Source organism: Ruegeria sp. HKCCD7251 (assembly GCF_013031165.1).
Classification (GTDB): Bacteria; Pseudomonadota; Alphaproteobacteria; order Rhodobacterales; family Rhodobacteraceae; genus Ruegeria.
Window position 1 is genome coordinate 806,449 of record NZ_WPZC01000001.1, and the last position, 18,073, is coordinate 824,521.

At 56.3% G+C, this 18,073-nt stretch carries 22 protein-coding genes; 2 read left to right on the forward strand and 20 right to left on the reverse strand.

The window, feature by feature from the left end:
• Positions 1-10 precede the first annotated feature (10 nt).
• Complete coding sequence (locus GOX75_RS03910; protein WP_254428758.1) at positions 11-346, forward strand: hypothetical protein; 336 nt, start codon at positions 11-13, stop codon at positions 344-346.
• A gap of 354 nt (positions 347-700) precedes the next feature.
• On the opposite strand, the gene GOX75_RS03915 is transcribed toward GOX75_RS03910, so the two are convergent.
• The 3 genes from GOX75_RS03915 to GOX75_RS03925 form a co-directional block, all read right to left on the reverse strand.
• Entirely contained in the window at positions 701-1,000 is a 300-nt protein-coding gene (locus GOX75_RS03915; protein WP_171121286.1) for a hypothetical protein, read from the reverse strand.
• A 335-nt stretch (positions 1,001-1,335) separates the two neighbouring features.
• Positions 1,336-1,959 (reverse strand): hypothetical protein, encoded by a 624-nt coding sequence (locus tag GOX75_RS03920; RefSeq protein WP_171121287.1) that lies wholly within the window; start codon positions 1,957-1,959, stop codon positions 1,336-1,338.
• 433 nt (positions 1,960-2,392) lie between these two features.
• Positions 2,393-3,058 carry a YrbL family protein gene (locus GOX75_RS03925; RefSeq protein WP_171121288.1) on the reverse strand — a complete coding sequence of 222 codons (666 nt, stop codon included), beginning with the start codon at positions 3,056-3,058 and terminating at the stop codon, positions 2,393-2,395.
• 268 nt (positions 3,059-3,326) lie between these two features.
• Here GOX75_RS03925 and GOX75_RS03930 point away from each other — a divergent pair, with 268 nt between their 5' ends.
• Positions 3,327-3,899 (forward strand): trans-aconitate 2-methyltransferase, encoded by a 573-nt coding sequence (locus GOX75_RS03930; protein WP_171121289.1) that lies wholly within the window; start codon positions 3,327-3,329, stop codon positions 3,897-3,899.
• Between the two features lie 449 nt (positions 3,900-4,348).
• On the opposite strand, the gene GOX75_RS03935 is transcribed toward GOX75_RS03930, so the two are convergent.
• The 17 genes from GOX75_RS03935 to GOX75_RS04015 all read right to left on the reverse strand — a co-directional run bounded on the left by GOX75_RS03935 (position 4,349) and on the right by GOX75_RS04015 (position 18,051).
• Positions 4,349-4,783 (reverse strand): hypothetical protein, encoded by a 435-nt coding sequence (locus GOX75_RS03935; RefSeq protein ID WP_171121290.1) that lies wholly within the window; start codon positions 4,781-4,783, stop codon positions 4,349-4,351.
• Positions 4,776-5,162 carry a hypothetical protein gene (locus GOX75_RS03940; RefSeq protein ID WP_171121291.1) on the reverse strand — a complete coding sequence of 129 codons (387 nt, stop codon included), beginning with the start codon at positions 5,160-5,162 and terminating at the stop codon, positions 4,776-4,778. Before GOX75_RS03940 ends, GOX75_RS03935 begins: the two co-directional genes overlap by 8 nt.
• Positions 5,134-5,763 carry a helix-turn-helix domain-containing protein gene (locus GOX75_RS03945; protein ID WP_171121292.1) on the reverse strand — a complete coding sequence of 210 codons (630 nt, stop codon included), beginning with the start codon at positions 5,761-5,763 and terminating at the stop codon, positions 5,134-5,136. The genes GOX75_RS03940 and GOX75_RS03945 overlap by 29 nt, the downstream gene beginning before the upstream one ends.
• The gene (locus tag GOX75_RS03950) at positions 5,756-6,007 is read right to left on the reverse strand and encodes a hypothetical protein (protein WP_171121293.1); all 252 of its coding nucleotides are present in this window, start codon (positions 6,005-6,007) and stop codon (positions 5,756-5,758) included. The genes GOX75_RS03945 and GOX75_RS03950 overlap by 8 nt, the downstream gene beginning before the upstream one ends.
• A 219-nt stretch (positions 6,008-6,226) precedes the next feature.
• On the reverse strand, positions 6,227-8,737 hold the full coding sequence (locus tag GOX75_RS03955; RefSeq protein ID WP_171121294.1) for a hypothetical protein: 2,511 nt from the start codon (positions 8,735-8,737) through the stop codon (positions 6,227-6,229).
• A gap of 11 nt (positions 8,738-8,748) precedes the next feature.
• Positions 8,749-9,624 carry a bifunctional DNA primase/polymerase gene (locus GOX75_RS03960; protein WP_171121295.1) on the reverse strand — a complete coding sequence of 292 codons (876 nt, stop codon included), beginning with the start codon at positions 9,622-9,624 and terminating at the stop codon, positions 8,749-8,751.
• A 133-nt stretch (positions 9,625-9,757) separates the two neighbouring features.
• Positions 9,758-10,366, reverse strand: a complete 609-nt coding sequence (locus GOX75_RS03965) for a hypothetical protein (protein WP_171121296.1) — start codon at positions 10,364-10,366, stop codon at positions 9,758-9,760.
• The gene (locus tag GOX75_RS03970) at positions 10,359-10,586 is read right to left on the reverse strand and encodes a hypothetical protein (protein WP_170416411.1); all 228 of its coding nucleotides are present in this window, start codon (positions 10,584-10,586) and stop codon (positions 10,359-10,361) included. The genes GOX75_RS03965 and GOX75_RS03970 overlap by 8 nt, the downstream gene beginning before the upstream one ends.
• On the reverse strand, positions 10,586-11,023 hold the full coding sequence (locus GOX75_RS03975) for a hypothetical protein (RefSeq protein ID WP_171121297.1): 438 nt from the start codon (positions 11,021-11,023) through the stop codon (positions 10,586-10,588). Before GOX75_RS03975 ends, GOX75_RS03970 begins: the two co-directional genes overlap by 1 nt.
• A gap of 123 nt (positions 11,024-11,146) precedes the next feature.
• Positions 11,147-11,497, reverse strand: coding sequence for a hypothetical protein (locus tag GOX75_RS03980; protein WP_171121298.1), 351 nt, complete (start codon positions 11,495-11,497; stop codon positions 11,147-11,149).
• Positions 11,498-11,590: 93 nt separating this feature from the next.
• Entirely contained in the window at positions 11,591-12,073 is a 483-nt protein-coding gene (locus tag GOX75_RS03985; protein ID WP_171121299.1) for a hypothetical protein, read from the reverse strand.
• Positions 12,074-12,075: 2 nt separating this feature from the next.
• Positions 12,076-13,431 (reverse strand): integrase family protein, encoded by a 1,356-nt coding sequence (locus GOX75_RS03990; protein WP_171121300.1) that lies wholly within the window; start codon positions 13,429-13,431, stop codon positions 12,076-12,078.
• Positions 13,432-13,578: 147 nt separating this feature from the next.
• Complete coding sequence (infC, locus tag GOX75_RS03995; RefSeq protein ID WP_171121702.1) at positions 13,579-14,127, reverse strand: translation initiation factor IF-3; 549 nt, start codon at positions 14,125-14,127, stop codon at positions 13,579-13,581.
• A gap of 159 nt (positions 14,128-14,286) precedes the next feature.
• Positions 14,287-15,120, reverse strand: coding sequence for a ferredoxin--NADP reductase (locus tag GOX75_RS04000; RefSeq protein WP_171121301.1), 834 nt, complete (start codon positions 15,118-15,120; stop codon positions 14,287-14,289).
• Between the two features lie 111 nt (positions 15,121-15,231).
• Positions 15,232-15,639, reverse strand: a complete 408-nt coding sequence (locus tag GOX75_RS04005; protein ID WP_171121302.1) for a DUF934 domain-containing protein — start codon at positions 15,637-15,639, stop codon at positions 15,232-15,234.
• Positions 15,636-16,397, reverse strand: a complete 762-nt coding sequence (locus GOX75_RS04010) for a phosphoadenylyl-sulfate reductase (RefSeq protein WP_171121303.1) — start codon at positions 16,395-16,397, stop codon at positions 15,636-15,638. Before GOX75_RS04010 ends, GOX75_RS04005 begins: the two co-directional genes overlap by 4 nt.
• The gene (locus GOX75_RS04015; RefSeq protein ID WP_171121304.1) at positions 16,387-18,051 is read right to left on the reverse strand and encodes a nitrite/sulfite reductase; all 1,665 of its coding nucleotides are present in this window, start codon (positions 18,049-18,051) and stop codon (positions 16,387-16,389) included. The genes GOX75_RS04010 and GOX75_RS04015 overlap by 11 nt, the downstream gene beginning before the upstream one ends.
• Positions 18,052-18,073: the final 22 nt, after the last annotated feature.

Here is an 18,073-nt window from a genome sequence, read left to right on the forward strand (position 1 = left end):
TCAGTTTTGGATGGCTTTCATACTTATTCCCGTCAACTTGGCTCCACTAGCATTTGTCGATCAACCACAAGGTGCATTGATCGCTGCGCTGTCGGTGACCGGTATGGCGTTGAACATTCCCATCATGCGCGCGGCCAGAGGTATGACAAAGGCGATGGCGCTGCCGCATTTGGTCTGTTGGGTTCCAATGCTGGCAATCGTCATAATGCTGTTGATGGATGATTCCGCATTGTCACCGGGTTATGTGCAGTTTTTGGTGCTGCTGTTGGTGGTCGATCTCATTTCTCTTGGTTTCGATGTGAACGACTCGATCGTTTGGCTGCGCCAACGACAGGCGGAACAATAAAGCCCCCTGAAAAGGGGTGTCTTTCGAGGCACAAACCTGCAAAGGCCACTGCCTTAACCTATTGTTATTGATAATTTATTAAGAATATCGGGACACAGGCTTCCGCGCAGTCTTTGCGCTGTGTCCCGAATGTGTCCCGAAAGCCACGTTGCCAAAGCAATAAGAGCTTTAGGCGTCCGAATACTTCAAGCCATTAGTTTGCCGGGTACTCGGCGCACATGGCGCGTGTGTTCATCTCTTAAGCCTTAGATTTGCTGTGTCCGCAAATTTAATAAAGTTATCAGTATTTTGACTTATAGTGGCATTGGCCAAAATTTTGTGACGAGGATGCTGGACTTAGGTCCAACATCCTTTTTACCCACCAGCCGCTTGGATGGCGTCGTATTGGCCTTTCATTTGGGCCAGTTGCGCGCTTTCGTCTTTATCATTCGCAAGCAGGAATAGCGCGGGCCAGAACAACACCAAGCCAACGCCCATTGCCACGGCATCATTGGTTGCTTTCTTATTCTGTTCACCAGTCAAATGGTTCACTTGAGCGACAATTCGTGCTTGTTCCTGCCGAAGCTGTTTGCAGTTCTGGTCCGTATACAGCGTCATGGGAACGTAACTTGCCGTTACATTTTCTGCTTTTTGTGCGCAGGCAGACAACGCCATAGAACCCGCCAACGCGGGGATGATAAATTTTTTCTTGTCCGAAACTCCTTATGCCCGCGATATATTCAAGTCGAGTGATGTCTACTTGTGATTTTTTGCCAGAATTTTTCTAATATGCTGTTTTGATGTGAATTATTCGTTCTTGGGGCAGTCAAATTGCAATGTCGGGCCACGGGAAGCTATTTCGAGGCGCTCTCGGGTATTATAAGCCCGGGACCGTCTCAGACACGTCCCGAGTCCCTCCCAGTGGCTTCTTTGGGTATCAGACGGTGTCGTCCCAGTGGTTGTGGAGTAAGGCGTAATTGTTGCAGTAAGTAAATGCGTTGATCGACTACTTAAAGTGAATACCCGGTAAACTGATTAGAGCTGGAAAACGCGTCATAAATTAATTTTTTATGCCGATCCAAGACTTCTATGTCCTGACGAAATCCTGTTTTTGCCCTTGCTCGCAAATCAAGCTTGAATCCAAGCATTTCTCCAACCGCATTCAGCTCTTCAGACAAGTTTTCGTACTTTAAAATCTTATCGACGAGAAGGGTGCCATGCTTGTCTGTATATTTCCCAGTATTTACGGGGAAGTCTTTCCTTTCCACATAGTCATCCCATGATAAATTTTCGTTTCCGGAATTATGCTCAGGGCTGTTTTTGATCATACTGTACCAACTTATGCACTTATCTACCGGCTCTCGTTCTACGCAGAAAACAAAATAGTCGCTAAATACACGGCTCCCGACAATTTTCTTAACTTCGGCGGCACCCATGTGGTTCCGAAATCTTTTTGTAAAAAGGCCGAACTTCTTGAACTCAAAATTTCGTGCTTCGTGGCCGCTTACTTTTGGGAAAATAGGAGTTGCAACGTCGCTTTCTCCCAGAACTTTATTCAAATCTACCTCAATAGAAGTTCCCGCAGTCTTTACTGTTTTAATAAATATAAACTTGAACTTGTGGGAAATAATCATTTTTTTTCAAACCGTTACTTGTGAGCCCAAGGATGCCTATCGCTTAAGGCAACTCTGCTTTTTCTGGCAGGCAGCATGAGGGAGCAAAATCTTAATGTGGTGCTACTCCCGATCTGGCTTTGGCTAGCATACAAAGGAAAATGAAACCACCCTCCCTAGCCAGAACATTGTTAACGAATTTATTTGGGCCCGAAACTCGTCTTTCCAGGGGCTTTTTTGTTCTATTCTCTCAGCACGGAACTGGCAGCATCCTCTAACAGGGGCAATCGATCAAAGCGTTTCACAACGGTTTTCGCCGTGTGCCCTAGTCCGCAACAAAATCTTCTCCCTGCGAAGATTGCAGCCAGTTTTAGTGCTGGAAGGAGATACGCGGAGTTGTCTGAGTACTCACACTGAAGCTACCTCACGCGTCGGGGTCATATGCAAGCTACGGTCACACAAAGTGTGAAACTCCACTTGCTTGGTTGCTGTGCGCTAGAGCTGCTTCTGCTTGACCGACAACATGATCACGCACCTTGTTCAAACCGCGCGTGTTTAACCATTTCCACCACTTTCGCAGAGGAACAAGCTGTTTGCAGCCAAAACTGTCTATCCACACAAACCTGCCCAATCCATCTCCTTGCGTTTGGAATACGATGTTCTTTAGGTTCTTGTTGCTGATCACGACGTGGTTTTCCATCAACGCATCAAAAAAATCGTTAAGCAATTTCAAGTGCAGGGTATTCAGGCGACCCGCTCGGATCATGTCCCTGAGGGTCGGTGACAAATTACCATCAGGATCTGAAATGCGCTCGTACACCAGCCCTAGACCTAAATCAGTTGGCATCGTTCCATGCACTTCACAAATTGGCAGTAGCGCGCCGGGTTCTTGTTTGCGAGCTTTTAGTTCCAAATACTCGCGAAACTCGCGCAGAAAACCATTGTACATGGTCGCACGGCGAAGGCGGCGTTCGATCCAACTGACGTCCGGAAGTTGTCCATGTGCGTCGTACGTGCCCGGCTGCGGTAACTTCACGAGAAGAGACGGTTCGTTCGGGTGTTCATAGATATGCTGACGCTTGCCCTTGGCAATCACAGGCTTATTGCTCAGCGTCAGCATGCTGCACCTCATAGCTTAGTGGTTTGCAGGTGCGTATGACAGTTTTGTGACAGAAGTAAAGAACCGTCCTCGAAGTAAATACTGCGCTTTTGTTTCCAGCGCAGAGATGGCCGCTAGCCAATGAAGTGGCGGACTTGCCCGTTCTTGACGTCCACTTTGGGCTCGAAGCAGACGTTCGCTGCACTCGGCAAGAGCGACCGCTCTGCGGAGGTTGCAGTCATTCGCATTCTTTCACATCATCTCGGCTGGGATGAGAGGAAGAAAAACCATGGCAGACGAGAGACAGAGCCACTGGGAGGGGGTCTACCGCGAGAAGAATGATGACCAACTGAGCTGGCATCAGGATGATCCGGCAATCTCGTTGGAACTTTGCGACGTGGCTGGCATCAACAATCGCTCCTCCGTGATCGACATAGGCGGTGGAACATCTCGCTTTGCCGCACGCCTGATCGAACGGGGGCTCCGTGACGTATCCGTGCTCGATGTGTCTGAAGCTGCGCTTAATCGATCTCGTCGGCACCGTGGACCCGTGGGCGAGCAGATCAAATGGATCGCGGCAGATGTCACTTCCTGGAGCCCGGGCAGGAGCTATGACCTCTGGCATGATCGCGCCGTGTTCCATTTCCTTGTCGATGCGGAAGATCGCGCCGCTTACCGGGATCGGCTATGCCGCTGTGTTCGTCCGGGTGGCCACGCAATAATCGCTACCTTCGCGCTGGACGGTCCCAAAACATGCAGCGGGCTGCCAGTCGCCCGGTATGATCCAGACGGGCTGACAAAGGCGTTGGGGGACCGGTTCACTCTCATGGCGCGGCGGAGTCACACGCACAACACGCCATAGGGCATTGGCCAGTCCTTCCAATACAGCCTGTTCCGCGTAGGCCAGTAGCATTACCAAAGCGGGAACGGACCACTCTGGGCTCAATTTCGTCATCTGGGACTTTTCGTCGGATGACCGGTCCGCCGTTCAGAGCGGCCATTGCATTGGCCGATTCCATCGGAAACGCCGTCGTGATTCAAGGGCGGCAGGAAGATTGTCCGTGTCGCACCTGCTTTGGCTCGACCTACAGCACCTGAAACGCATCCAGCATTTGTTACCAAAACAAATTTTGAACGGTTGCGCGATGTTCGCGGTGGACTTATCAGGGGGCAGGCACCTTCCGTGCCGGGGCGGTCGCGGCTTCCAAACGCGTCGCCCCATCAAACCCAAAAAACGGTCATTGCGGGACACGGGCAGGACACAGCGTTTATTAGACTCACCTAAAACTATAATTTGTCTGGTAATTTATCTTAAACACTTCCTCCTTTGGAGGGGGTAACGCCCAGCCCAACCGCTTTTGCGTCGCGTGTTAGCAGGTTTACGGCTTCCCTGTATTCAATCTTTGCAAACGGATTGAACCTTGGTTTGTCGTCGTAAGTATCCCAAACACGGGCAGGTGACATGTCATGTATGGCGTTGTTGCGTTGGGCACTATGCACCGCGGCGGCCCGGTCCACCGCTTCAATTCCCCGCACGGCCAGCGTGCCAGCCACAGCCGCGGCCCGTGTCCGGTCCATCGGGTCGTTGCTCGGGTCCATCGCGATGGATGCAACGTCGCGTGTAACGGCGGTCAGGATTGCCAGAAAGTCGTTTGCAGTCGGAAGCGGCGCGACGGCGGTTTCCTCAATAGGGGGCGCGGTGGCCTTCCCCTTCGGCATCTTCACAATCTTTGTGGTCTTACTCATCGCCCGCAACCCCGCGTACCTGTTCCAGTGTTACCCCAAAGCCTTCGCATAGCGCCGCAAACGCGCCCTGTTCATAGTCCCGAAACTGTTCTTCGGTCGCGCAATTCACCAGATGGCAAAAGCCAACCTTCAACGCCCGCTTGCGCGCAAAATCCATGTCGTGCAGTTCGGCCAGCACAATAAGCCTTTCCACCGCCTGAAACGCGGCATCGCGGGCCTCATCTATGTCGCTGGTGCTTAGGTCAAATGTGGGGGCAACCACAGCCGCGATTGCCCTAGCGTCGGTGCTCATATCTTCGGCCGCATCATCTTCATGTTTCAAAGCACGGGCGGCGCTTTCAACCGTCCATTCAGTCGGTATCGGTATTGTCTCGGACATTCTCGCTTTCCTCATCCAGAACATTTTGCGCGGCGGGATTGCCGCCAATAATTGCATCAATCGCATCGGCACCGCGAACTGGGTCCAATTTGACTATTTCGGCGCACAGGGCGCGGATTGTGTCGGACAACTGGCGCTGGCGATGTTTGTCCACCCGGTCCAGAAACCCCATGTAGATATCCAGATGGTCCAGAAAGTCCGCACCGATTTGAAGGGCCGCCGCCGTGTTCCCTTCGCCCATCTGCGTTTCAATCCCGACCTTCATGGTTTCCAGCGTGTCCAGCACCAGCTTTTGCAGGTCGCCAATGTGGTCAACGTCGCGTTGACGTTCCAATCGGTGCGTCGCTTCGATGATTTGAGGGATGCACCGCACGACATGCCGCCACACGGTCGCGGGCGTCACGCCAATACGTTCGGCAATGTCCGCATTCGACAGGCCCGCATAGTGCAGGGTTGCCACCGCGCGGCGGTTTTGAAGGTCCATCGCGCATATCGGGCAGGACGGAAGGTCCACACGCGCCATGATGTTGGATAGATTGAAACGCCCTTTTTCACGCAAAATGCGCCATTTTACGCCAGCACGACGCGACGTCTTAGACATCCGATAGCCCCTTCGCGCCCCAAACCGCAACGGCAAAGTTTTCCCCGTGTTCCGCGACGTAATCCTGAAACTGTTCAATCGCCATGTTCACGCGGTGGACAATATCGCGTTGCGTGGGCGTTTCGCCGTCAAACACGTCGGCGCTGGTCAAATCGTCCACCACTTTGGCGTGGTAGTGGGTGCCGCGGTCCATCAGGGTTATCGTGAATTCCCGTTCCTTATCGTCTGGATGTTCGGGTTGCATATTTCGCTTCCTTCCATGCAAGGGATTTGGGCGGGTTTCGTTTTTCCGTCAGGTGCCTACTCCCCCCCTTAGTATATTCTGACGGAAAATCTCGACAGTTGGTAACACACTGAAAACAGGGACTTACGCGGTTCTGAAAATCGTTGACGGAAAAACCTAGCGTTTGGTCGCCCCCGGTTGAGTGGGCGCAACCTATTTCTAGTTGTGTGGATACAACCGTCATAACAGCACCGATTTCAGGGCGTTGAGGGGCAGGGCGGCGGCCAGATTACCGCCAAGCGCAAGGTCAGTAGACGTCATTGCTATGGCCCGCGGTTGTGGCTGTTCGGTGCGCCTGCGTATGTTGTCCAACGTGCGGGTGGTTATGCCTGCCACCCCGCACCCTTCCAGTAGTTTCACCGCGTCGGGGTACTTAATGTCAAAGCCGGGTATGCGATGCGCAAACGCCGCAAGCACAGCGCGTTCAAATTGCGTCCGCTTCAAATCAACACCGCCCGGTTGCCCGTCCATCATCCAGCCGTGAAAGCGCAACCAATCGTCAGCACTTTTTAATACCGCTTCGGCCTTATGCCTGTATTCATCCCACGCGCGCCGCCAGTGCAAACAATCCTCAACCGTGGCGAATGGGGCAGTTCCAAACCGGATAATCCCGTCATAATCCCGCACGTCCACGGGCATACGTTTGAAGTCAAAGTCTAGATTGGATGCAACGTCACGGGTTTCGTCTATCAGGTCGCACCCAAGGCGGTATTGCTTCGGCAGGGACACCAGCGACTTTCTGGTCATGACGTCACCGTATTCGCGGTTCCGTATGATTTCCTCCCACGCGTGCGCTTCCTCAATCTTCGGCTTTGTCCTATCCCAGTGGGGGATTTTGTGCCCAGCGCGCGCGATAAAAACGTTTGTTTCATCTTCGACAAATAGCGCCATGCCCCCGCGGGTTTTCACCACCAGCACGCGTTGCGCCCTATGCTTCACCTCAAGCGTTTCAGTGTCGCCGTTTGGGTCCACCATGCCGCGCAGTTCGGCAAACCATGTACCTATTGCCCCCGACGTTGCGGCCTTCGCTTCTGCCAGCGTCGCGTCACTCAGAAAACCGTCTGTTGTCGCGCTCATCATCGTGACGTGGGCAGGCAATCCGGCAACGGCTTCGGCCAGTGTCGCGCGGACAATAGACGTAATGTAGGCCGCATATGGCGCGCAGGTTATGCCGCTTTCTGGCATGTCCTGATATGTGCCGTTGCGTGTGTCAAACACGCGAGCTGTCACAGGGTTTGTTTTCCAGCCTGCGACAGCCTGCGCAAATTTGCCGTACCCACTGTTACCAACTTCCTTAACCAGCGCGTGCAGGCCGGGGTGCGTGCCCTTCGGAAACCGCGCGCGCCAATGGTTGATGAATTTGGCGAAATCAACCAACGGCCGCGCCGTTCCAGCCCACGGCACATAGACGCCGTGTTTAACGGTGATGCGCGCGCCCATCTGCACCGCTAACTCCAGTTCGGGGCCGCAACAGCAGGTTTCCCCCGATAGCGGATAGCAAAGGCCATAACCCCCGTTTGCCACTGGCAGGCACGGAAAGCGCGTGTCTGGCGGGAATTCAAATTCGGCCCGTGCAAACGTCAAAGCGTCGTGGCGGGCCAGTGTGTCCACGTCCTTAGTGTATTGGATGGCGTCCCAATCCGCGGGGCGTAAGGCGGCCATGGCAGACGTGTATGCCCCCTTAAGGTCAAGGTCGGTTATATCCCCGTCATGCACGCCGATTTCGCAGGCGATATTCAGCCCGCCATGGAAGCAATCGGCCGTCAGCGTTTTTATATCGCCCACGGCTGGCAACATGGTTTTCTGTTCACGAGGGGGTTTCTGCCATCCGCAAAAGCGTAACGGGTCCAAATCGCAATCCGATATGCAGGACCGTATTTTTTCAATGCCCTTGCTGGCGACGGTTGCGGGCATGGTTTCCAATCCCCACGCATCGGCCAGCGTCGCGACTTCAAATATCCAATCCCGCGCTATCACCGCATCGCGCAGGGCGTATGCCTCAAACGGGGCGGGGTGTTGTTGCAAACACAAATCCATGCGGCGGATGGCGGGCACACGCTGGCCCTGTTCATCAATCACCGGGGGCATACTCAGCTTTTCAACGCCCATCCAATCGCCGAGCGCCGCCAGTGGTGCGCGGCCGGGGGCCAACAACATCGTATCCAGCAAACGCACACGGATATTCACCAGTCCGACGCCCGGCATCCGGTAAGGAACACGAATGCCGTCCCTATGGTTAATCGTGGCGTATGTGCCGCGGACGTTCTGCGCGCGCTTTTTCAGTTTGTTGAAATCGGCAAACGTCGCCAGTTCTGCGCGGCTGAAATGCGCCGCAACGATAATGTTGATGGCATCGTTGCAAATGTCGGCTTCGGAAATCATCCCAGCGGCGCGGGCATCTTCTATCACGCCGCCAATCATGTGGCTGAAATACGGGCGGCGCGTGCGGCCTTCGGTGTAAACGATATGGTCGCGGGTCGCTGGGTTGTTGGGGGTGCGGTAACTCAGTTGGTGCGACAGGACTATGTTTTTCACAGGATGGCAGGTGCGCTTTTCGCAATGAATGTCCGGCCCCTTCCGTGTGCAGGTCGGACATTGGCGGGCCAGCATATCCGCGGACGGGTTCGGCAGTTCGGATGCGGACACATATTCCGCATCCAGCCCGACAATCAGCGAATATCTATCCAGCACACCCAACGCAGTTAACCACCCATCCGGGTCACAGCACCGCGGGCAGACCGTTCTAATTCCCGTTCGCGGTTCGTTGGGCTGGTCGCGATGGCGCGCGGGTGCGTTGTCACGGCTTCGCGTAGGAACCCCGTTATTGCGGCTTCGGAATATCCGTAGTTCGCCAGCGTCCAAACGGCGGCGGCCATGGCGGGGTGTAGCTGGGTGGAACGCTGAATAAAGTCGCTGGCGGCGGCGGGCAGGCTGATAAAGCGGTCATGCCCAGCCATGAAATGCGCGAAAACGTCGTCGGCGTTGACGCCGTGCGGCGCGAACGCGCGGAAGCCGTTGCCATGGGGGGTAACGCCTTCGGGGGGTGGAAACGCCGATGTGACGGCTTCGATGAAACCCAACACGCGGGTTTGGTCCACCAACGGCAAATCATCGGGACCGCAATCCAACGGGCTGGTTTCGGGCCATGTGTATTCGTTGCCGTTGGGATGCTGGCCGCCCAAGATAATCAGGCCAGTCGTGCAATAGACGGATATATCAACGCCGTGGAAATGCTGGGTGGTTATGCTTTCATCGGCGGGGTGGTACAGGCGCAAAGTCCTATGGCCCGGTTTGCGGGTGCGCCACAGGTCGGTTTGTCCAAGGTGTTCATCGGCAATTTCGCGGATTGCAAAAGCGCGTTCGGCGTCATCGTGGTCTAGGTCCACCGCAACAATCGTCCCGTCCATAATCAGGGCGACGTTTTCGGCGGCGCGGACGTTGGCCCATGCTTCAATCAGGTGGCGCGGCGGTGTTTCCCCCTGCCATCTGTTCCAGCCCTTACCGCAGGCTTTGCCATGGGCAGGGACAACGGTTGTCCATCCGTTGTCAAAAAGTTCGGGCGCGTCTGCAAATCTCATCAGGTTCGGACCTTCCCCACCTCAGCCCCCCACAAAGGGGCTTGGCGATGGGATTACTTATTAAAAAACAACAGGAAATTTCGGCATCAGGCGGTTGTGTCCCGCCTGAGTGCCATTTCAGGGTGCCGTTCGATTAAAACGGTGCGTCCGTCGGGTCATAGCTTTCGACAGCTTCGGGCGCTGGGGCTGGCGCTGGTGCGTCGGCGACAATCGGGGCGGGGCCGATGATTTTGGCGATTTCGTTTTGCGGAAGCCCGTCGCGGTCCTTCCCCTTCGACACCATCACAGCCACCCGCGCGCCCAGCAACATGGGCAGGTCGTCACCATCCGTGATTGCGTCCGCTTCCAACCCCGCGGCCGTTACCAGCGCGTGCAGGCGGTTGAGGCCACCCAGAACAGCGCGGGCCTGTTTCGGCTCAAACACAGCAGGGTTTAAGGTCACGCCCCCGTTGCCGTCGTCAACCAACGCGTCCGCACCGTGGGAGACGGGAACAAACGCGGCGATTTCATCAGCGCCTTCCACACCTTCCAGCGCGAAGCGGACAACACCCCAACCCACGGGGCCAGTGCGTTCGCCAACACTGGTGTGGGTTACAACGGCGGTGTAGCGCCCCGGCTTTGCAAGGCCCGCTTCCAGCGCCTTCGCCGCGCTTTTCATCGCATCGGCCAACGTCGGGCCAGCCGGATTATTTGCGCCATTGCCCAGCGCGTTCAGGCCATTTGGTTTCTGTTGTTCAGTCATGGAACAGTTCTCTCTGTTGATTGATTTCGTCTTGATGCGCCGTAATCAGCGCATCCATTGCGGGCGTTGCACCGCGGGCCATTGTGTCGATTTCGCCCAGCCCCCGGCGTAGCGCTTCGGGTGACATGGCTTTGTCAGTCACGGCCCATGCCAGCGCGCACAGGGCGGACCCAATGCGCTGGCGGTCCAGTTTGTCGGAACGGAATTCCTGCGTGCCCATCACGACGCCTCATCATCGTCGCGGCGCATAAACTGGGTGAACAGCGCAACCAAATCTTCGGGGAATTCAACGCGGGGGGCTTTGCGGCCGCCCTTACGCTTTTCGGGTGGCGTGATGCGTTCGTATTCCATGCGGCGCGCGACTTCGGCAGCGCGTGTCTGGTCGCATTCCACTTTGGCGGCAATCTGCCAATACGGGGCCGTTGGGTCCGCTTCCAGCGCGGCGCGGATAACGGCGTTGCGCTTTTTATCGTCGCGGATGCGCTGGCGTGGCTGGCCACGATGCACGGGCTTCCTATTCCCGCAACGGTTGGCGATACGACGCAGGGCGGACGGAACATCATCCGCGCTCATCTTTTCGTTTTCCACGGCCCAAGCGACCGTTTGCAAAAGCGAACGCATCGCGTGCGCCTTCGACATGCTTTCGAGTGATTTCATATTCTCAATCCCTTCGGATTTCTGAGACACGAAAAACTGTGATAGTCAGGATTACGGAAATTCGATTGCCCGACCTTCACGCCCTGTACCGTTCCAGCGGTGCAGGGTGTTTTTCATGCCGGGTTAAGCGGCCGTTGGAAAGTCGGGGCCGTTGTCGTCGTGACGAAAGTTGAAACCGCGGCGACTGGGTCCAACGCCCTGCGCCTGCCACACTTCCCGCGCGGCGCGGACTTCGCGTGCATCGTCTGGGTGCATCAGTTCCAGCGCGCTTTCAGCGATGGCGTCACCCTGCGACGCCAGACGCCAGCCCAACCAATCGGTTGTTTGCGCGGCACGGGTGCCGTTTCCGGTGTCGGTTTGGCCGGGATAGCGGCGGGCCGTGGTGAGACTGGTTTCTAAGACTGTCTCGGACATGGCACGCGCAAGGTCTGTGCAAGCCATCCATTTCGGCAGTCGGTTGCGTTTGTTGAACATAAAAAAAACCCCACTGGTTTACGACTAGTGAGGTTCAGTGTGGGTAAATCTAAATTTCTCGCCTGACAGCGTTTGGACAGCTTTTGGACAGCTTTACAGCACCATGTCCAACCCGCGCTTTAATTGCTTTTTGTAGCTTTCAGGTGTGTTTTCGGGAAAAAGCGCGTCGTGGATTACGGCGCGACAATGTTCTGCGATTGCGGCACCCTTGTTGTTCGGGGCCAGATGCGACTTTTCAAACGTGCTGATGAGTGTTTCCAGCACAGCGGCCGCAACCTTCGGGTCGTCGGGGAAGGCTTTCAGCTTTTCTTTCATCAAATCGGCCAGACCTTCCATGCTTTCGCCCACGGTGGCGGAGTACAATTCTAATGCCTTTTGATAGACGGCCAACCCCACGCACCCGATGCGCGTTTGATAGTGCCATTCGGGACAGGTCCATGTCGCTTGATGCCGAATGCCGTCGCACTCATTCACGGCCTCAACAATCGGGCGTGCCCGTTCAACCGTTCGCGGCATCCCAATATTTACGTGCTTGCCCGTTTCCTCATCTATCGGCATTTCAATTTCGCTACTCATCATCAAACCCTTCCGTGGTTCAAACTGATTACTTTGTTCGCAGGTACTTCGCCGCGCGCTTCGGCCAGCGCATCGGCCAACAGCGACGCCCACGCTTCAAACACGGCGCGTTGGCGCTCGACTTGCTGGTCACGCTGATACCGTCGTTGAAGCCGTGAAGTCGTGGCGCTGGCGCTATGGTTCAAACAGCGGTCAACAATCGCTACGTCCGAACCCGCTTTGATAGTCCCGTCAGAGAACGCGCGGCGCAGGTCGTGAAACGTCCAGTCCAGAAAGTCCGCGCCCAGCGCATCGTCTAACCGCTGTTTGATTGCGCCAAAGCCACCATAGGGACCATTGCGCTTGCCTTGGAAAACGTAAGCGTCAGGGTCGCCGTTCAGGTCAACGCCAATCGCTTCGGCCGCGGCTTGGATATGTTCCAGCGCGGTTTCACTTAGCGGGGTCTTATAATCCTCATCCGTTTTTGCTTTCTCGGCGGGGATAATCCAGACGCGGTTTTCAACGTCGATTTCGCCCGCCTGCATCTGCGCCACGTTTGCCCGCCTTTGCGCGGTGTATATCAGCGCGGTAACAAACCCGCGGGCGGATGCGCTTTCTTCCCCTTCCAGCGCAATCAGGATTTGCGCTACTTGTTCTTTCGTTGGGGAAACGTTGCGTTCCTTCTCAACCTTCACCTTGAGCGGGGCCAGTATGTCTTGCGTGGTCCATCCCTGTTCAAACATCCAGCGAAACAGCGGCTTTGAACGGCGTAGCGTCGTATTAATGCTTGAGGGGGCGCGAACACGTTCCTTTTCAATCCACAGCCGCACGGCTTCGGGGGGCAGGGCGTCAGGGCGCATATGCAGATATTTCGCAAATAGCCGTTTCATGGCTTTGACGGTCTTATCCTTGGACCGCGTGCCCGCCAGCCGAATATCTGCATAAAAGTCTATTGCATCGCGCAACGTTGGCGCTTCGGCCCGGTTCCGTCGTTGGGCCTGTTGCTGGCGTAGTTCGCGGGCAACCGCTGTCTTGTCCGTGGCGGCAACCTTCGCATTAACCGCACCCAGTTTTGTTTGCGCCAGTTCGCGCGCCTTCGCGGGCGTGGTTTCTGGAAAGTCACCCAGACGAACCCGAAAACGGTTTCCGTCGATTGTGTGCCGCAAATACCATGCGCCCTTGTCAGAACGCCCCACGCATTCCAGACCGCGGAATTCCTTATCGCGCCACGTTCCCCGCCCTTCTTTGGGCAGGTGGCGCGCCACATAGCTAGTTGATTGGGCCTTGCCCATCGCATCCACCTTCCGTTGTTGTGTCCCGCACGCGTCCGATTGTGTCCCGAATACCGCTTCCAACCGCACCCGGTCGGACCGTGTCATGTAAATACATAGGGGGATTACTTAGGGGATGCAAACGCCTTTATTTTATGGCGATTGTTATCGTTCAGGTCAGGTCTGGTAAGGTGTGTTTTGTGCCCAAAAAAGCCCCCTGAAAAGGGGGCTTTGATAAACTAACCTGAGCCAGACTTATTTCTGCGGCAACGGCCCGATCATCATGATCATCTGGCGGCCTTCCATCTTGGGCATGTTCTCGACCTTGCCCAGTTCCTTGATGTCCTCGGCCACACGTTCCAACAGCTCACGCCCCAGATTTTGGTGTGCCATTTCACGACCACGGAAGCGCAGGGTGACTTTGACCTTGTCGCCCTTTTCCAGAAACTTGAAGACGTTCTTCATCTTGACGTCATAGTCATGCGTATCGGTGTTGGGCCGGAATTTGACCTCTTTCACTTCGATGACTTTTTGTTTCTTGCGGGCTTCGCTTTCGCGTTTCTGCTGTTCGTACTTGAACTTGCCAAAATCCATGATCTTGCAGACCGGGGGGTTCGCGTTGGGCGAAATCTCAACCAGGTCGAGGCCGGCATCGGCGGCAAGTTGCATGGCTTTAGCGGGATGAACCACCCCGACATTGTCACCATCAGCACCAATCAGGCGAATTTCGGGGGCACGGATCTTTTCATTGACGCGCGGGCCGGTTTCTCGTTGCGGCGGCGCGTTGTGAGGTCTGCGGGCTATGGGTTCATTCCTTTGATGATTGCAGAATTTCGAGCCCGAAATTTAGACTGCCACGCGCCCTGTTTCAAGCGCCAACCGCGCTGAAACGATTGAAATTCACATGATTCACGGCAGGTTTATGCGCCGGTCACAGTCTGTGCGGTGACCGGCACGGTCTGATCAGCCGACAAAGGCTTTTTCGATCACAAATTCCTTGGGCTCGGAATTTGCGCCCTCGCGCAGGCCGAACCCTTCAAGGATTTCCTTGATATCGAGGTTAAAGGCTAGCGAGCCACACACCATCGCGCGGTCGGTCTCGGGTTTGATGCCGCCTTCGATGCCAAGGTCCGCAAAAACGGTGCCGTCGTTCAGCAAATTGGTTATGCGGCCCATCTTTGGGCTCTCTTCCCGAGTCGTGGTCGGGTAGTAGCGGATCTTGTCTGCAAAACCTTCGCCCATCAGTTCGGCAAGCATCTCATCCTGACGTATGTCTTCGATCAGTTGACGGCCATATTCCAGCTCGGCCACTTCGCGGCAGGTGTGGGTGATGATGACCTCGTCGTAATCTTCGTAGGTCTGCGGCTCGCGCAACAGCGAAGCGAAAGGCGCGAAACCGGTGCCGGTGGCAAAGAACCACAACCGCTTGCCCGGCAGCAGGGCGTCGTGGACCAGCGTGCCCACGGGCTTGGGCCGCAGGATGATCTGATCGCCGGGATTTATATGCTGCAGCTTCGAGGTCAGCGGGCCATCCTGAACCTTGATCGAGTAGAACTCCAGCTCTTCATCCCACGATGGCGAAGCGATCGAATAGGCGCGCAGCAAAGGCTTTCCGTTGTCGCCCAACAGGCCGATCATCACGAACTCACCCGAGCGGAAGCGTAGCGAGGCAGGGCGCGATACCTTGAAGGAAAACAGGCTGTCGGTCCAATGCTTGACGTCAGTTACGGTCTGCGCGTCCGGCAGAACGGGGGCCTTCACGGTGGTTGCTTCGGTCACGGGCTTCATCTCTGTCATCGTTTCACTGTCGGTTTGCTAAACCGACATCTCCGTTTAATCTTTGATCCAAGTCAGGAAAAGGGGGCAGTTGCCGCAACGTCCTGTCGACAAGCTGTCGATTAGTTGCGGTTAACCGCGCAAGCGGGCTTGGTAGTTGTTCTCTTCCCAGTTCGCACGCGCTAGCCACTGATCTTCGGGCTGCCGATTTGCAAGGTTGTGATCTATTTCAACTTCGTCGAATCCGCTGCGGCGGGCCATGGCGTATTGATCGGCCAGGACATGCCCCTTTGCGCGCAAGCGGCCTGAATAGCCTTTCAAGCGCAGAATGCGCGCGATCGTAAAGCCACGCCCGTCTGCCGAGGACGGAAAGTCCACGCGCACCATCTTGGCGTTGCCCAGGCGTTCAAATAGTTCATCGGGGTCAGTGTCCGAGGCAACGTCCAGCGCAACAACGTCGTTGGCGGTGTCTTCCAGTGTGACAAACCCATCGGTCCAGTCGTCGGGGGCAAAGCCCTCATCGGTAACGATTACGTTCATGATGTCTCTCCGGCGCGCATCATCTTGCCATCGACAAAATGGATGCCGCATTCTTCCTTGTTCTGGTCGCGCCAGCGTCCGGCGCGCGGGTCTTCGCCCTCCTTGACCGGCGAGGTGCAGGGCGCACAGCCGATCGAAGGGTATCCTTTGGCCACCAGCGGATGCCGGGGCAGGTTGTTTTCGTCCATGTAGGCGCGCACATCCTCGGGTGCCCAATGCGCCAGCGGGTTGACCTTGATCCGGCCCGTTCCGTCCTCGACCTCAAAGAAGTCAAGCGCAGCGCGGGTGCCGGACTGAAACCGTTTGCGCCCGGTTATCCAACCGCTATAGCCCATAAGGGCCTTTTGCAGCGGAAAGGTCTTGCGCAAGTTGCAGCACGCGTCCGTATCCCGCAAGCGCAAGGCTCCATAGGGGTCGTCACGTTGCACATCTTCGTCCTCGGCGCGGATGATCTGCACGTTTTTCAGGCCCAGACGTTCGCTCACCCCCTGCTGGTATTCCAGCGTTTCGGTGAACAGCATCTGCGTGTCCACGAACAGCACCGGGGTCATCTTGTCGACGACCGCCGCCATGTGCAGCAACACCACCGACTCGGCCCCGAAACTAGACACCAGGGCAAGGTCTTCAATCTGGTCGATGGCACCGTGCATCACGTCATGCGCACTGTGGTGCCGGAACCGGGCGTTCAGCGCATCGACCTTTTCGGTCAGCTCGCTGCGGTCCTTGCCCAGTTCCGTCTGGATCAGATCAAGCGGCATTCGCCTGCGCCTCGGGGTACAGAGCAGCCTTGAACGGAGCCATGCCAACACGGCGGTAGGTTTGCAGGAACTCCTCTTCGGCGCTGTCGCGCTGTTCCAGATAGGTGTTCACGATCCGCTCGACTGCCGGGACGATCTCATCATAGGCAAAGCCGGGACCGGTGCGATCGCCAATGGCTGCTGTCTCGGTGCCGTCACCGCCCAGAGTGATCTGGTAGTTCTCGACGCCTGCACGATCCAGGCCCAGGATACCGATGTGACCCACGTGGTGATGCCCACAGGCGTTGATGCAGCCCGAGATCTTGATCTTCAGGTGGCCGATATCTTGCTCCAGCTTCAGGTCATCGAAGCGGGTTGCGATTTCCTGCGCAACCGGGATCGAGCGTGCTGTGGCCAGCGCGCAATAGTCCATGCCGGGGCAAGCGATAATGTCGCTGATCAGGCCGATATTGGCGGTGGCCAGTTCATGTTCCTTCAACTTGGCGTGGATCGCGGGCAGGTCCGACTTGTGGACATGCGGCAGGATCACGTTCTGCTCATGGCTGATGCGCAGTTCGTCATAGGCGAATTCTTCGGCTAGATCGGCCATCACACGCATCTGTTCGGCGGTCGCATCGCCCGGCGTTGCGCCGTGCTTTTTGATCGAGATCGTGACAATCGCGTGGTCCGCGTTCTTATGCGGCGCGATGTTGGTGTCGACCCACGAACGGAACACCGGATCGTTGCTGTAGGCACTCTCGAACGAGGCAACCGAAGTTTCGCGGAAATCGGGCGCGGCAAAGTGGGTTTTGATCTCATCCAGCAAGGCCATGTCGGCGCCCTTGAACTGCGGGCGAACCTGCAGGAAACGCTCGTTGACCTTGGCGCGGATCGTGTCGATGCCGTTTTCGTGCACAGTGATCTTGATGCGCGCCTTGTACTTGTTGTCGCGGCGACCGATCTGGTTCCACACGGACACTGTGGCCTCAAGGTACGCCAGCAGGTCATCAAAGGCGACGAAGTCCGACAGTTCTTTGCCGATCATCGGTGTGCGACCTAGACCGCCGCCTACGATGACGCGGGCGCCCAGAACGCCGTCACGCTCGACCAGTTGCAAACCGATGTCATGTGCCTTGATCACGGCGCGGTCGTTTTCGCTGCCGGTGATGGCGATCTTGAACTTGCGCGGCATGAACTGGAATTCCGGGTGGTCGGTGGACCACTGGCGCAACAGTTCGGCATAGGGGCGCGGGTCGGCGACCTCATCCGCGGCGGCACCGGCGAAATGGTCGGCAGTAACGTTGCGGATGGTGTTGCCCGAGGTCTGAATGGCGTGCATTCCCACTTCGGCCAGCGCGTCCAGCATATCCGGCACGTCTTTTAGCTTGGGCCAGTTGTACTGGATGTTCTGCCGCGTGGTGAAGTGGCCGTAACCTTTGTCCCACTTTTCGGCCAGCAGGGCCAGTTGGCGCATCTGCGCGCTGGAGAGTGTGCCGTAAGGGATAGCGACCCGCAGCATATAGGCGTGCAATTGCAGATACAGGCCGTTCATCAGGCGCAGGGGTTTGAACTCGTCCTCGGTCAATGAGCCGTCAATGCGGCGCTCGACCTGAGCGCGGAACTGTTTGTTGCGTTCTGCCAAAAATGCTGTGTCGAACTCGGAGTAGCGATACATGATTAGCTGTCCTTGGTTGCAG

What these genes read in the sequence shown, in the direction of transcription:
- GOX75_RS03910 (WP_254428758.1), top strand. Translation starts at nt 11, where the DNA reads ATGGCTTTCATACTTATTCCCGTCAACTTGGCTCCACTAGCATTTGTC.
- GOX75_RS03915 (WP_171121286.1), bottom strand. Translation starts at nt 1,000, where the DNA reads ATGGCGTTGTCTGCCTGCGCACAAAAAGCAGAAAATGTAACGGCAAGT.
- GOX75_RS03920 (WP_171121287.1), bottom strand. Translation starts at nt 1,959, where the DNA reads ATGATTATTTCCCACAAGTTCAAGTTTATATTTATTAAAACAGTAAAG.
- GOX75_RS03925 (WP_171121288.1), bottom strand. Translation starts at nt 3,058, where the DNA reads ATGCTGACGCTGAGCAATAAGCCTGTGATTGCCAAGGGCAAGCGTCAG.
- GOX75_RS03930 (WP_171121289.1), top strand. Translation starts at nt 3,327, where the DNA reads ATGGCAGACGAGAGACAGAGCCACTGGGAGGGGGTCTACCGCGAGAAG.
- GOX75_RS03935 (WP_171121290.1), bottom strand. Translation starts at nt 4,783, where the DNA reads ATGAGTAAGACCACAAAGATTGTGAAGATGCCGAAGGGGAAGGCCACC.
- GOX75_RS03940 (WP_171121291.1), bottom strand. Translation starts at nt 5,162, where the DNA reads ATGTCCGAGACAATACCGATACCGACTGAATGGACGGTTGAAAGCGCC.
- GOX75_RS03945 (WP_171121292.1), bottom strand. Translation starts at nt 5,763, where the DNA reads ATGTCTAAGACGTCGCGTCGTGCTGGCGTAAAATGGCGCATTTTGCGT.
- GOX75_RS03950 (WP_171121293.1), bottom strand. Translation starts at nt 6,007, where the DNA reads ATGCAACCCGAACATCCAGACGATAAGGAACGGGAATTCACGATAACC.
- GOX75_RS03960 (WP_171121295.1), bottom strand. Translation starts at nt 9,624, where the DNA reads ATGAGATTTGCAGACGCGCCCGAACTTTTTGACAACGGATGGACAACC.
- GOX75_RS03965 (WP_171121296.1), bottom strand. Translation starts at nt 10,366, where the DNA reads ATGACTGAACAACAGAAACCAAATGGCCTGAACGCGCTGGGCAATGGC.
- GOX75_RS03970 (WP_170416411.1), bottom strand. Translation starts at nt 10,586, where the DNA reads ATGGGCACGCAGGAATTCCGTTCCGACAAACTGGACCGCCAGCGCATT.
- GOX75_RS03975 (WP_171121297.1), bottom strand. Translation starts at nt 11,023, where the DNA reads ATGAAATCACTCGAAAGCATGTCGAAGGCGCACGCGATGCGTTCGCTT.
- GOX75_RS03980 (WP_171121298.1), bottom strand. Translation starts at nt 11,497, where the DNA reads ATGTTCAACAAACGCAACCGACTGCCGAAATGGATGGCTTGCACAGAC.
- GOX75_RS03985 (WP_171121299.1), bottom strand. Translation starts at nt 12,073, where the DNA reads ATGAGTAGCGAAATTGAAATGCCGATAGATGAGGAAACGGGCAAGCAC.
- GOX75_RS03990 (WP_171121300.1), bottom strand. Translation starts at nt 13,431, where the DNA reads ATGACACGGTCCGACCGGGTGCGGTTGGAAGCGGTATTCGGGACACAA.
- GOX75_RS04000 (WP_171121301.1), bottom strand. Translation starts at nt 15,120, where the DNA reads ATGACAGAGATGAAGCCCGTGACCGAAGCAACCACCGTGAAGGCCCCC.
- GOX75_RS04005 (WP_171121302.1), bottom strand. Translation starts at nt 15,639, where the DNA reads ATGAACGTAATCGTTACCGATGAGGGCTTTGCCCCCGACGACTGGACC.
- GOX75_RS04010 (WP_171121303.1), bottom strand. Translation starts at nt 16,397, where the DNA reads ATGCCGCTTGATCTGATCCAGACGGAACTGGGCAAGGACCGCAGCGAG.
- GOX75_RS04015 (WP_171121304.1), bottom strand. Translation starts at nt 18,051, where the DNA reads ATGTATCGCTACTCCGAGTTCGACACAGCATTTTTGGCAGAACGCAAC.